We start from the raw sequence: 11,069 nt of genomic DNA on the forward strand, positions 1-11,069 counted from the left end.
GCCTCGAGCCGAGGCGCGAAGCCGGGGCGCGACGGGAGCGAGTGGGGATCGGGTCGGGGCTGGAGGAAAAAGTGACAGGCAATCCCCGTCACGGCCTTCCCGCCGGTACATCCGCGGTCGGGCGGCTCGTGAAGGGATTGCGGGCGGCCCGATTGCAGCACCGGAACCGCAGCGAACGACGGGGCGAGGGTTTGACCCGCCGAGCGCCTGTCTGGATCGGTAATGCGCCACGGCTGGATTGGTTCCAGGGTGCGCGGCAACGCACTGTTTTTCGCGCGAGCGCGGTCTTCACCAAAAGAAAGCACCGCGCCCCGGGCGGGACGCGGTGCGGCAGTCGTGCGAGACGACGAAAGCGTGACGGCTCAGGCGGACGCGTCGGCGAGTGTCGGATAGTCGGTGTAGCCCTTGGCGCCGCCGCCGTAGAACGTCGTCTGGTCGGGCGTGGCGAGCACCGCGCCGCGCTTCAGCCGCTCGACCAGATCGGGATTGGCGATGAACGGCTTGCCGAAGGCGACGAGATCGGCGTGGCCGTTCTCCAGCGCGTCGTGGGCGAGGCTCGCCGTGTAGCCGTTGTTGGCGATATAGGTGCCGTGGAAGGCGCGCCGCATCGCGTGATAGTCGAACGGCTGGCCGAACCCGCGGTCGCCGCCGGTCGCCCCCTCGATCACGTGCATGTAGACCGGGTGCAGCGCGTCGATGCGCGGCACCAGATAGCCGTAGAGCGCGCGCGGATTGCTGTCGACCGCGTCGTTCGCCGGCGTCACCGGCGACAGGCGGATGCCGGTGCGCTCCGCGCCGACCTCGCCGATCACCGCGGCCAGAACCTCCAGCATGAAGCGGCAGCGGTTCTCCAGCGAGCCGCCGTAGCGGTCCTCGCGGGTGTTGGTGCCGTCGCGCAGGAACTGGTCGAGCAGATAGCCGTTCGCGCCGTGGATCTCGACGCCGTCGAAGCCGGCGGCGATCGCATTGGCGGCGCCCTGGCGGAACGAGTCGACCACGCCCGGGATCTCGTCGAGCGTCAGCGCCCGCGGGGTCGAGGTGGCGACGAAGGTGCCGCCGACGAAGGTGCGGGTGTCGGCGCGGATCGCCGAGGGGGCGACCGGGGCGCCGCCGTCCGGCTGCAGCGACACGTGCGACACGCGGCCGACGTGCCAGAGCTGCAGAAAGATGCGGCCGCCGCGCGCGTGCACGGCGTCGGTCACCTTGCGCCAGCCGGCGATCTGCTCGGGCGAATGAATGCCGGGCGTCGCCTCGTAGCCCTGGCCCTCGGGGCACACCTGGGTGGCCTCGCTGACGATCAGGCCGGCGCTGGCGCGCTGGGCGTAGTAATCGACCGCGAGGTCGCTCGGCACGTTGCCGGCGGCGGCGCGGTTGCGGGTGAGCGGCGCCATGACGATCCGGTTCGGCAGCTCCAGGCCGCCGAGCCGATAGGGAGAGAACAGCTTGCCTTCGGGGGCGTGGTGCAGGTCGGTCATCACATCCTCGCATTGCAGTGTCGCCGCGACCGAGCCGGCCGCGGCGCACCGCACCGGGCCGGAGCGAGCCGGTCGGGCGGTGGGGAAACCGGCGAGGCGGGGGTGAGCGGATCGGGCTCGCGATCCGGCCGTGCGGTCCGGTCGCCGGCCGCGCGCCACCCGCCATCGTCGGGAGCGGTCCATAGCACATCCGTGGCGAAGGAGAACGACGACGCTGCGCTGCCGCACGGCGGCCGCTCGCGGGTTCCTGGCGACGGCGTGCGACGATACGCCCCGAGGTCCGGCCGGAGAGGTCGGACGACGGCGCCGGGGCGGCGAACGCAGTTCTGCCGCTGCCGTCGCGGCGGGAGGGGGAGTGCTTTTCGGCTTGCGGTTCAGGACCGCTTCGCCATTGCAGCAAACTCGTCTCGATTTCGAACCATCCAAAAGTGTGACGAGGCATCACTGCGATACCGAAAAGTTTGCAATCACTCCGTTCGACTTGCTTTGACCTGCGATCTTGCGTCGAGTAGTCTTCCGGATGCGTCGGTGCGTCGACGGTGAAGGCGCAGCGCAGCGCACGCTCGTGATTCGGTCACGGGCTTTGGTCACCGCTGTCGGTCACGGTGCCGCCCGCGGAGCGAGCGGCGACCTCGTGAGACCATCTCGTGAGGCAATCTCGTGAGGACCATCTCGTGAGGGCGAGCCCGGTGAGGATGCTTCCGGTGAGGATGTTTCCTGTGGGCATGCTTCCGGTGACGATGCTGCCGGAGAGCGCGCTTCCGGTGAGCACGCTTCCGGTGAGACCGACGGGCCGCCGGCGCGGTGGTCGGCCACGCGTCGCGCGCGGCCGGGCTCACGATTGCGGCCTCGACCATGCGTCGGACACGCGATCGTGCGATCGTCGATCGTGCGATCGTCACACGCCCATGATCCGTTCGTGCGAGCAGCGTGAGTCGAGACGGTGTCGCGTCGGGCCGCAGCGACCCGACGAGCGGCCGGCTCGCGTTCCCTAACCCCCTCATCAGGAAAGGATCGACCGTGCGTGACGGGCGAACACTCGACGAGCTGTGCATGCGTGCCGCCATCGTCGGCTGCCTGACCGGCGAGAGCGTCTTCACCCGCGAGATCCGCACCGGCCGCTTCTACTCCCTGCGGCGGCTGGAGGACTGGCTCGCCTTCTTCGGCCTGGCCGACGATTTCCCCGCCGGCCAGAAGCTGCGGCTGCTGCGCTTCCTCGAGGAGGAGGCGGGCCCCCGCCTCGCCCCGGTGACCGGCGGCACCTTCGACACCTTCACGCTGGTCGACGACCTCGAGATGCGGGCGGTGCGCAGCGGCCTCGTCACCAACGCCTTGCCCGACGTGGTGACGAGCTTCGCCTGCTCGGCGGTGCCGTCCGTCTATGCGCCGATGACCGGCTGCAGCCAGCGGGGGCTGCGCACGCTCGGTGCCAAGCTCGGTGATCTCGGCTACTGCACCTACATGACCGCCTTCATGAAGGAGCTCGAGCGGTTCGCCGCCCGCACCGCGGCGGTCGATCTTCCGGCGCCGCTGCCGATGATGTGGCGCGACGGTCCGTTGCCCGGCCGTGACGTGGTGGCGATGCGCGCGCTCGATCGTCGCCTGAAGGCGGCCGGCGGCTTCCCGCTCGACCGGCTGGAGACCGAGGCCGGCGCCTTCGTCGGCTGGAGCCATCTCACCCGCAACCGGATCGTCCCGTTGCGCCCGACCGGGTCCTGATCACGTCGCGGCGCCGACCGACCGCGGCCGGCGGCGCCCGCCGCGGGTTCTGATCACGACGATTATTCTCGCATCCGCAGGAACCAGACGACGGGCCGCGAGCGCGCGCCCGTCGTCGTGCCGTCACGCCGATGCCGGACACTGTCGCGTCCCGGCGGCGTCGCGCACGAAGACATCGCGCACGGATGAACGACAAGAAGCGTGCGGACGCGAACGTTCCGGACGTGGAGGGGCTTGTCGAAGCGGGGGTGTCGAGGCGGGGGCTTGTCGAAGGAGGAGGTCGTCGATATTCTGTTTGTTTTTTCGCGAGGCCCGATCGGCGCGAAACAAGAGCGAGCGCGAAACAAGCAGACTTGGCGGCCACCGATACGGTGCGCCGCCGCAACCGGACACGGCTTACGATGTCGATGCTGCACGGTCAAGAGAACGCTTCGAGCCATCCGCATCGCGACGGCGTCGTGCCGCGCAGCGCGCGCCGTCGGGCGCCATCGGCGGCCGTCCCGCCGCTGCGCTGGGCCGCGCAAACGCCGCAGGAGCGCGGGCCCGTGGTGGCGACCCTCGGCGATCCCGACAGGCGCAACGCGATCGGCACGCACGGCGGAAGTTATTCGGTGCACCGCGCGCTCGCGGTCGCGACCGGGCGGCTTTCCGCCGGCCACGTGCCGGACCTCACCGACACCGCGCCGTCCGATCCGATCGGCCCGTTCCCGCAGTGGAGCGACCCCGGCCGCATCGTCGCGCTCGATCCGTGGGGCCACATGGTGGCCGAGGTGTTTCGTGATCGGCTCGCAGCCGGGCTCGACATCCGCCCGACCATCGCGGTCACTCGCGCGCACATCGACATGCCGGAGATCCGCGCCGCGATCGAGGCCGGCCACATCCGCCGCGACGGCGCGGTGGTGACGCCGGGCGGCGAGGTGCGCGTCACCAAGGCCGCGATCGAGCCGGTGTGGCATCTGCCGGGCATCGCCGCGCGGCTCGGCGTCGGTGAGCGCGCGTTGCGCCGGGCGCTGCACGACCAGACGGCGGGCATGTATCCCGAGCTGCTGTCGCGCGAGGATTTGACGGTGTTTCTGCCGCCGATCGGCGGCACCACGGTCTATCTGTTCGGCGACCCGAGAAAGCTCGGCGACCGGCGCACGCGGATCGGCTGCCGGGTGCACGACGAGTGCAACGGCTCCGACGTGTTCGGCTCCGACATCTGCACCTGCCGGCCCTATCTCACCCACGGCATCGAGATCGCGATCGAGACCGCGCAGGCCGGCGGCCTCGGCGTCGTCGTCTACAATCGCAAGGAAGGCCGCTCGCTCGGCGAGGTGACCAAGTTCCTGGTCTACAACGCCCGCAAGCGCCAGCGCGGCGGCGACCGGCCGGAGGCTTATTTCCGCCGCACCGAATGCGTCGCCGGCGTGCAGGACATGCGCTTCCAGGAGCTGATGCCGGACGTGCTGCACTGGCTCGGCATCTCGCGGATCGACCGCCTCGCCTCGATGAGCGACATGAAGCACGACGCGCTGGTGGCGCAGGGCATCGAGGTCGGCGAGCGCGTGCCGATCCCGCTCGACAAGATCCCGGCCGACGCCCGCGTCGAGATCGAGGCCAAAGTCTCGGCCGGCTATTATTCCGGCGGGATGGCGCCGCCGGCGCGCGCCACCATCGGCCGGACGTTCGGCGAATGACGGCGCCCGGCATGCCGGCTCGTGAGAGCGAGTGGAAGGATACGCCGGAGACGCTTGGCGTGCCGCCCGAGCTTCTGGCGCTGCGCAGCGCCGCCGCGGTGCGGGTGCGCAGCCGCATGGTGCTCGATCACGTCGCGGCGGGGCGCTCGCCGTGGTTTTCGCTCGACGAGCGCCGGCTCGCGGTGGTCGCCGCCGACGTCGCCGACGTCACCCGGCGCGCCTATCCCGATCTCGCGGTGCCGTATCACAGCCGCTGGCGGCATTTTGCGGCCGGCGGGGTCGACCGCTGGGGCGCGATCGCGGCGGCGTTCTCCGACCCGCGGGAGCGGGGAAGGGCGGCGATCGATCTCGCCACCGTCAGCGTGCTGCTCGATGCCGGGGCCGGCGCCGCCTGGCGCTGGCGCGAGCCGGGCACCGGGCGAGTTCTGTCGCGCTCCGAGGGGCTCGGCGTCGCGAGTTTTTCGATGTGTCGCGACGGCCTGTTCTCGTCGGACCCTTCCGTGCCCTGGCGGGTCGATGCTGCCGCGCTGATGCGGCTGACCGAAGCCGACCTCGCGGAAGGCTTCCAGGTGTCGGGAAAAAACCCGCTGGTCGGTGTCGCCGCCCGCACGGCGCTGCTGAACCGGCTCGGCGCGGCGCTGTCCGCCCGGCCGGAGCTGTTCGGCACGCGCCCGGCGCGGCCGGGCAACCTGCTCGATCATGTGATCGCAACGCACCGTGACCGGGTGGCGGCGCCGGAGCTGCTCGCGCTGCTGCTCGACGGGTTTTCGACGATCTGGCCGAGCGGTCTTTCGCTCGACGGCTTCGCGCTCGGCGATGCGGGGAGGCATCCGGCGGTGACGACCGGCGATCGCAGCCGCGGCGTGGTGCCGTTCCACAAGCTGTCGCAGTGGCTCGCCTGGTCGCTGCTCGAGCCGTTCGGGAGCGCGGGCGTGGCGGTGACCGATCTGGACGGCCTCACCGCGCTCGCCGAATACCGCAATGGCGGCCTTCTGATCGACCACGGCGTGATCTTGCCGAAACCGGCGCTCGACCTTTCGGCGGCCCATCCGGTCGGCTCCGAGCCGGTGGTCGAGTGGCGGGCGCTGACCGTCGCGCTGATCGACCGGCTGCTGCCGCTGGTGCGGCGGGAACTCGGACGGGGCGACGACTTCACGCTCGGCCACCTGCTGGAGGGCGGCACCTGGGCGGCCGGCCGCCGGATCGCCGCAAAGCTGCGCCCGCCGGATGGGCCGCCGCCGCTCGTGATTGCCGCCGACGGCACGGTGTTCTGACGCCGGCGTGCTGGGTTGCGATCGTCCACCGCGGGCCGGTCCACGAGCGAGGCCGGTTCGGGCATTCGCAGTCGCGGGTCGAAAGCCCGACAAAGCATCGCTGCTTTCGGTCCTCCCGCGCGGCTTTCTCCGTCGCGAATTCATGAAACCAAGTCGATTTGCACCATTTATTTGTCGAAAGGCGTGTGTATCGTGTGTCGCGAATCGCCTTTGCTCCCTACCTTTGGTTCGAGCATGTCGACATCATTCCGAAAGGACGACCACCGATGGGCACCGTGAATCTCGAGGCCATGGACGTCGATTCGCTGCTCGAGCTGCGCGCGGAGGTCGACGCGGCGCTCGAGGAGCGCAGCCGCGATCTCCGCCAGCAGCTCGCCCGCCTGCAGGGCCGCAAGGGCTTGTCCGGCCGTGGCGAGGGCCGCGGCGGCTCGGCGCTGCGCGGCGTCAAGGTTCCGCCGAAGTACCAGGGGCCGAACGGCGAGACCTGGGCCGGCCGCGGCGCCCGCCCGAAATGGCTGACCGAGCTGCTCGATGCCGGCCACGAGATCGAGGAGTTCGCGATCGGCGGCGCGGCCGAGGCGGCGGACGACGCCGAGAGCGAGGCGGTGCAGGCCCGCAAGCCCCGCCGCAAGCGTGCCTGAGCTTTTCGCCGGGCTTTTTTGCCGGCCGCGACCGCAGCCGGCGCCGGGAGAATGCGGCAGAGCCGGGTGAATGCGGCAGAAAGGCGGCGACCGGTTGCCGGCCGTCGCCGAAACCTTTTGTCGATCCGGCCGTTCCGCCGATGTGCGCGGCCGATTTCCTGTCGTGTGTCCTGTGCTATGCGTCCTCGCACGCGCCGGCCGACCGGCGCGACGCCTCGCCGACGCGCGCGAACCGATCGCCCGCAGCGGGCGGGGCCGGATCGTGACGAGATCGTGACGAGGGTGCCGTGTTCTTCACGAACAGAGAGGTCAACTGGCTCGCGCTGCATTCCGGCCTGCGCGAGCTGGCCTGGGGGCTCGCCGGGGTCTTCGTGTTCGCCTATCTGCTGCAGGCGGGGCTGTCGCCGGTCGGTGCCTTCCTCGCGGTGTCGGCGACGCTGGCGCTGCGCTTCGCCACGAGGCCGCTCGCCTTCGCGCTGATCCGCACCCGCGGCGTGCGCCTCACCCTGGTGCTCGGCAGCGTCCTCTACGCCTCGCAGTTCCCGGTGCTCGCCGCGGCCGACGCCAGCGCGCCCTGGACGGTCGCGGCCTATGTGATGGTCGCCGCCTCGGCCGAGGTTTTTTACTGGACCTGCTACCACGCGGTGTTCGCGACGGTGGGTGATGCCGGGCTGCGCGGAGCGCAGGTCGGGGTGCGCGGGCTGATCCTTCTGTCGGCCGGCGCGGTCGGGCCGGTAACCGGCGGGCTGCTGCTCGCCACTCATGGCCCGTGGGCGTTCGGTGCCGCCACCCTGATCGCGCTCGCCGCCATCGCGCCGCTGTTGCGGGTGCGGGTGCCGGCGGTCGATCTCGCCACCGACCACGGCTTTCGGCCGTTCCGCGCCGGGGTGCTGCTGTTCGTCACCGACGGCTTCGTGATGTGCGGGATCGGCTTCACCTGGGGGCTGATCATGTTCGAGGCGTTCGACCGGCGCTTCGATGCGTTCGGCTGGCTGCTCGGGGCGGCGGCGCTGGGCGGCGCGGTCGGCGGGCTTTTGCTCGGCCGGCTGATCGATGCCGGGCACGCGCGCCGCATCGTCTGGCTCAATCTTTTCGCGATGACGGCGATGGTTTTCCTGCGGGTCGGCCTGGCCGACAGCCGCACCGGGGTGGTGATCGCCTCGGTGGTGGCGAACGCGCTCGCCGGCCTCTACTCCCCGACGCTGATGACCGCGGTCTACAACGCCGCAAAAGCGTCGCCCTGCGCGGTGCGCTTCCATTATCTCGCCGAGGCGGGATGGGACGTCGGCGGGCTCGCCGCCTGCCTGACGGCCGCCGCGCTGCTCGCGCTCGGCCTGCCGGTCACCTGGGTGATCGTCGCCGCATTGCCGGTGATCGCCGCGCAGGCGGTGATGCTGCACCGGTGCTACGCACCGCGCACGAAACCGGTGGCGCTGATCGCCGGGCCGTCGTCGACCGGCCGGACGATCGATGCACCCACGATCGATGCCCCAACGATCGTGGCACCCGACCGCGTGGCACCCGGCCAACCTCGGGTCGGCAATCGCGTCGCGCGCGAAACGCTCGAGGCCGCGGCGTCCGGCCGTACCGGCTGAGACTGTACCGGCCGAGGCCGTACTGGCCGAGGCCGACGGGGCGGGCTAGAGCGCCCGCCCCGAATAGGCGTGGCCGCCCGGCCGGCGGTGCCGATCGCGCAGGTGCAGCCGCGACATCAGCATCACGATGCCGGCGGCGACCAGGGCCGCGATCACCACGCCGGCGACCAACGTCGGGTCGACCGCGTGCTCGTGCGGGTTGCGGACCACGGCGACCACCAGATGCGTCAGGCGGGCGAAGAAGAACAGGCTCGCGATGCTTCCCAGAAACACCGCGATGCCGATCAGGGTGGAGGGTTTCCGGTTCTCGATCATGCCGACCTCCCGAATGTCACACCCTCATCCCACCACCATTCGGGGAACTCGGCAAACGTAACATTACGAAGGTGTCACGAATCGTCGACACTGGCCGTACCGTGCCGCATCGCCCGGTCGCCGGCTCGTCTCCGGGCCGTCTTTCGGGGGACGGCGCCGGAGCGCCGCAGCCCGAAAGCAAAAAAGCAAAAAGCCCGGCCGCCGGGGCCGGGCTTTCGTCGTTCTGGTTCGTGCTTCCCAGCCTTTTGCAGGCCGCGGGAAAAATCACTGGGCGGCGGCGGCGTAGCGGTCGGGGCCGTTGTTGCCGCCGAACAGGTTGCGCAGCGCCGACGGCAGCCAGCTCGAGGCGACCCGCGGGCCGGGCGGGGTGTCGAGCCGCTCGACCACCACCATGCGAGTGACCTGGCCGCGCTCGAACGCCCGCAGGAAGGCGTCGTAGTTCTTGAACGACACGCAGCCGTTCGACTGGCCGTTCGGGCCGAGCATGTAGGTGTGCGCCAGCATGCCGGCGCGGCCGTACATCTTGCGGCCGTCGACCGGGGTCAGGCGGACGGCGCGCACGCCGTGGAACAGCTTCTCGCGCATCGACAGCTTGTAGACGTTCGGCGGGGTCGGGCCGCGCATCTTGATCTTGATCGCGCGCGGATCGTCCAAATGCTCGCCGAGGCCGGAATGGGCCTCCAGGCGGCTGCCGTCGGGCATGTACACCATGCCGGCGGAGATGTCGTAGATCGCCGTGCGGTTCTCTTCGTTCGGCGCCGCCGGGCTTTCGGGACGGGCCTCCGGGGCCGGACGCAGCACCTTCTCGGTGGCGCTCGGCCGCAGGTCGGGCGTGTCCGGGGCGAGCGAGGCGGTGCGCACGGGCGCCCGGGCGGCCTGCTCGGTGGCCGGCCGGCGCGGCGGCAGCGGAATGCCGATCGAGATGTCGGCGCGCACGGCGCGGCTCGGCGGAATGCTGGCGGTGTGATCGAGCGCCGGCGGCAGCGTCGGCAGCGGACCGAAGCGCTCGGCGAAGGAGGAGATGCGGTCGTCGAACAGCGAGAAGCGCTCGTCGAACGAGGCGCGCGGCGTGGCGGAGCGCTCGAGGCGGTCCTCCCGCGGGTCGGGCGCGTCGGCGAGGATTTCGGCGCCGGCATCCGGATCGAGGCTGGCGAGCTGCAGCCCGCGCACCTGACCGGCGCCCGGCTCGCTCTGCGCCATCACCGGGACCTCGGTCCCGATCGGCGAGCGAAGCCGGAAGATGTCCGGATGAATGGTGCCGAAGACCGACACGCTCGGCGCTTCCGCGCGACGGGCGGCGATCACCGCACCAGCCTGCGTGACGACCGATTCGAGGGCGTAGCCCGTGACCAGCGCTGCGATCCCGACCGAGATCGAGCGGATCCCCACTCGGATCAAATCCGTCCCCCCACCCGTGCTCGTCTGCGAATCGCCGGAACGGTCCCGGCGAGCAGCGCGTCCCCCGACGCGCATCCACAGAGAGCACGCAGATTGCGGCAACAATCGTGCTGTGTCACCGGTCGGGGATAGTGCGGACGGCCGGACCGGCCACGGCGCCGAGCGCTAAAGTTGTGTGCGGTCGGTCTCGCCACTCTCCGGCGTCCGGCGGGCGGCCCCCGGCGGGCGAGGCGGATATGCCGCAAATGCCCGGAAAATGCCGGTTACTTGGTCCCGCGGCTGCGCTGCAGCCAGTATTGCCGCTCGAGCTCGATCAGCCGCTCGTCGGTCATCGGCGTGTCGTGCCGCTTGGCGGCCTCGGCCTTGCCGATCGCCCGGGCGAGCGCCCGCAGGAGGTCGGCGCGCGACAGCACCCCGATCACCCGGCCGTCGCGAATCACCGGCAGCCGCTTGATGCCGTGCACCTCGATCAGCCGGCCGGCCTCCTCGAGCGAGGTGTCGTCGGAGACCGCGACCACCTCGGTGGTCATGACGTCGCCGACGGTGAGCGCGTGGAACCGCTCGGGCTCCTGCGCCAGCGCCTGGCCCTCGGTCATCAGCTGCAGCCAGTGCGGCCGGCGGGTGGCGCCGTTCGAGCGGCGCCGCAGGAGGTCGTGCTCGCTGACGATGCCGACCAGCCGGCCGGTCGCATCGACCACCGGCAGGCCGCTGACGCGGTGCTCGAGCATCAGCTGCGCCGCCTCGGCGATCGGCCGGTCGGGGGCGATCGCCACCGCCGGATGCGACATGAAATCCCTGACACGCACCGGACCACTCCGATCCCGGCCGCGGCCGTTATTTCCTCGGTCCGCGGCATCGCGCGTTCACCCTAATCCCGGCCGTCGGCTCCCGTCGAGGCGTCAGAGCCCGTTTGGAAACTCGGACGAGGGCTGCGTTGCGGCGCGAACTGCCGGAGGCCAGGAGAAAAGCGATG

At 71.0% G+C, this 11,069-nt stretch carries 9 protein-coding genes; 5 read left to right on the top strand and 4 right to left on the bottom strand.

All coding sequences use genetic code 11. The features are described 5' to 3' along the window. Positions 1 to 362 precede the first annotated feature (362 nt). A complete protein-coding gene (locus A33M_RS02800; protein ID WP_040619037.1) occupies positions 363 to 1,475 on the bottom strand; it encodes an alkene reductase in 1,113 nt (370 codons plus the stop codon). A gap of 1,053 nt (positions 1,476 to 2,528) precedes the next feature. On the opposite strand from A33M_RS02800, the gene A33M_RS02805 reads away from it, so the two are divergent. The 5 genes from A33M_RS02805 to A33M_RS02825 all read left to right on the top strand — a co-directional run bounded on the left by A33M_RS02805 (position 2,529) and on the right by A33M_RS02825 (position 8,383). After that, entirely contained in the window at positions 2,529 to 3,194 is a 666-nt protein-coding gene (locus A33M_RS02805; RefSeq protein ID WP_040619016.1) for a hypothetical protein, read from the top strand. A gap of 407 nt (positions 3,195 to 3,601) precedes the next feature. Beyond that, on the top strand, positions 3,602 to 4,873 hold the full coding sequence (locus A33M_RS02810; RefSeq protein WP_157223299.1) for a GTP cyclohydrolase II: 1,272 nt from the start codon (positions 3,602 to 3,604) through the stop codon (positions 4,871 to 4,873). Then, complete coding sequence (locus A33M_RS02815; protein ID WP_008383233.1) at positions 4,870 to 6,147, top strand: DUF1688 family protein; 1,278 nt, start codon at positions 4,870 to 4,872, stop codon at positions 6,145 to 6,147. Before A33M_RS02810 ends, A33M_RS02815 begins: the two co-directional genes overlap by 4 nt. 266 nt (positions 6,148 to 6,413) lie before the next feature. Continuing rightward, positions 6,414 to 6,788 carry an H-NS histone family protein gene (locus tag A33M_RS22070; protein ID WP_008383235.1) on the top strand — a complete coding sequence of 125 codons (375 nt, stop codon included), beginning with the start codon at positions 6,414 to 6,416 and terminating at the stop codon, positions 6,786 to 6,788. Positions 6,789 to 7,075: 287 nt separating this feature from the next. Then, the gene (locus A33M_RS02825; protein WP_008383238.1) at positions 7,076 to 8,383 is read left to right on the top strand and encodes a hypothetical protein; all 1,308 of its coding nucleotides are present in this window, start codon (positions 7,076 to 7,078) and stop codon (positions 8,381 to 8,383) included. A 45-nt stretch (positions 8,384 to 8,428) separates the two neighbouring features. Here the strand turns inward: A33M_RS02825 and A33M_RS02830 are convergent, their stop codons facing one another. The 3 genes from A33M_RS02830 to A33M_RS02840 form a co-directional block, all read right to left on the bottom strand. Next, on the bottom strand, positions 8,429 to 8,698 hold the full coding sequence (locus tag A33M_RS02830; RefSeq protein ID WP_008383239.1) for a hypothetical protein: 270 nt from the start codon (positions 8,696 to 8,698) through the stop codon (positions 8,429 to 8,431). A 264-nt stretch (positions 8,699 to 8,962) separates the two neighbouring features. Continuing rightward, positions 8,963 to 10,087 (bottom strand): DUF2778 domain-containing protein, encoded by a 1,125-nt coding sequence (locus tag A33M_RS23405; protein WP_052026812.1) that lies wholly within the window; start codon positions 10,085 to 10,087, stop codon positions 8,963 to 8,965. A gap of 272 nt (positions 10,088 to 10,359) precedes the next feature. Next, complete coding sequence (locus A33M_RS02840) at positions 10,360 to 10,902, bottom strand: CBS domain-containing protein (protein ID WP_008383245.1); 543 nt, start codon at positions 10,900 to 10,902, stop codon at positions 10,360 to 10,362. Between the last annotated feature and the right edge of the window lie 167 nt (positions 10,903 to 11,069).

Origin of the sequence: Rhodovulum sp. PH10 (genome assembly GCF_000293785.1) — a bacterium.
Lineage (GTDB): Bacteria > Pseudomonadota > Alphaproteobacteria > Rhizobiales > Xanthobacteraceae > Rhodoplanes.

Excerpts from the sequence above, each read along its gene's own strand:
- A33M_RS02805 (WP_040619016.1), top strand. The coding sequence starts at position 2,529 with ATGCGTGCCGCCATCGTCGGCTGCCTGACCGGCGAGAGCGTCTTCACC.
- A33M_RS02815 (WP_008383233.1), top strand. The coding sequence starts at position 4,870 with ATGACGGCGCCCGGCATGCCGGCTCGTGAGAGCGAGTGGAAGGATACG.
- A33M_RS02810 (WP_157223299.1), top strand. The coding sequence starts at position 3,602 with ATGCTGCACGGTCAAGAGAACGCTTCGAGCCATCCGCATCGCGACGGC.
- A33M_RS22070 (WP_008383235.1), top strand. The coding sequence starts at position 6,414 with ATGGGCACCGTGAATCTCGAGGCCATGGACGTCGATTCGCTGCTCGAG.
- A33M_RS02800 (WP_040619037.1), bottom strand. The coding sequence starts at position 1,475 with ATGACCGACCTGCACCACGCCCCCGAAGGCAAGCTGTTCTCTCCCTAT.
- A33M_RS02830 (WP_008383239.1), bottom strand. The coding sequence starts at position 8,698 with ATGATCGAGAACCGGAAACCCTCCACCCTGATCGGCATCGCGGTGTTT.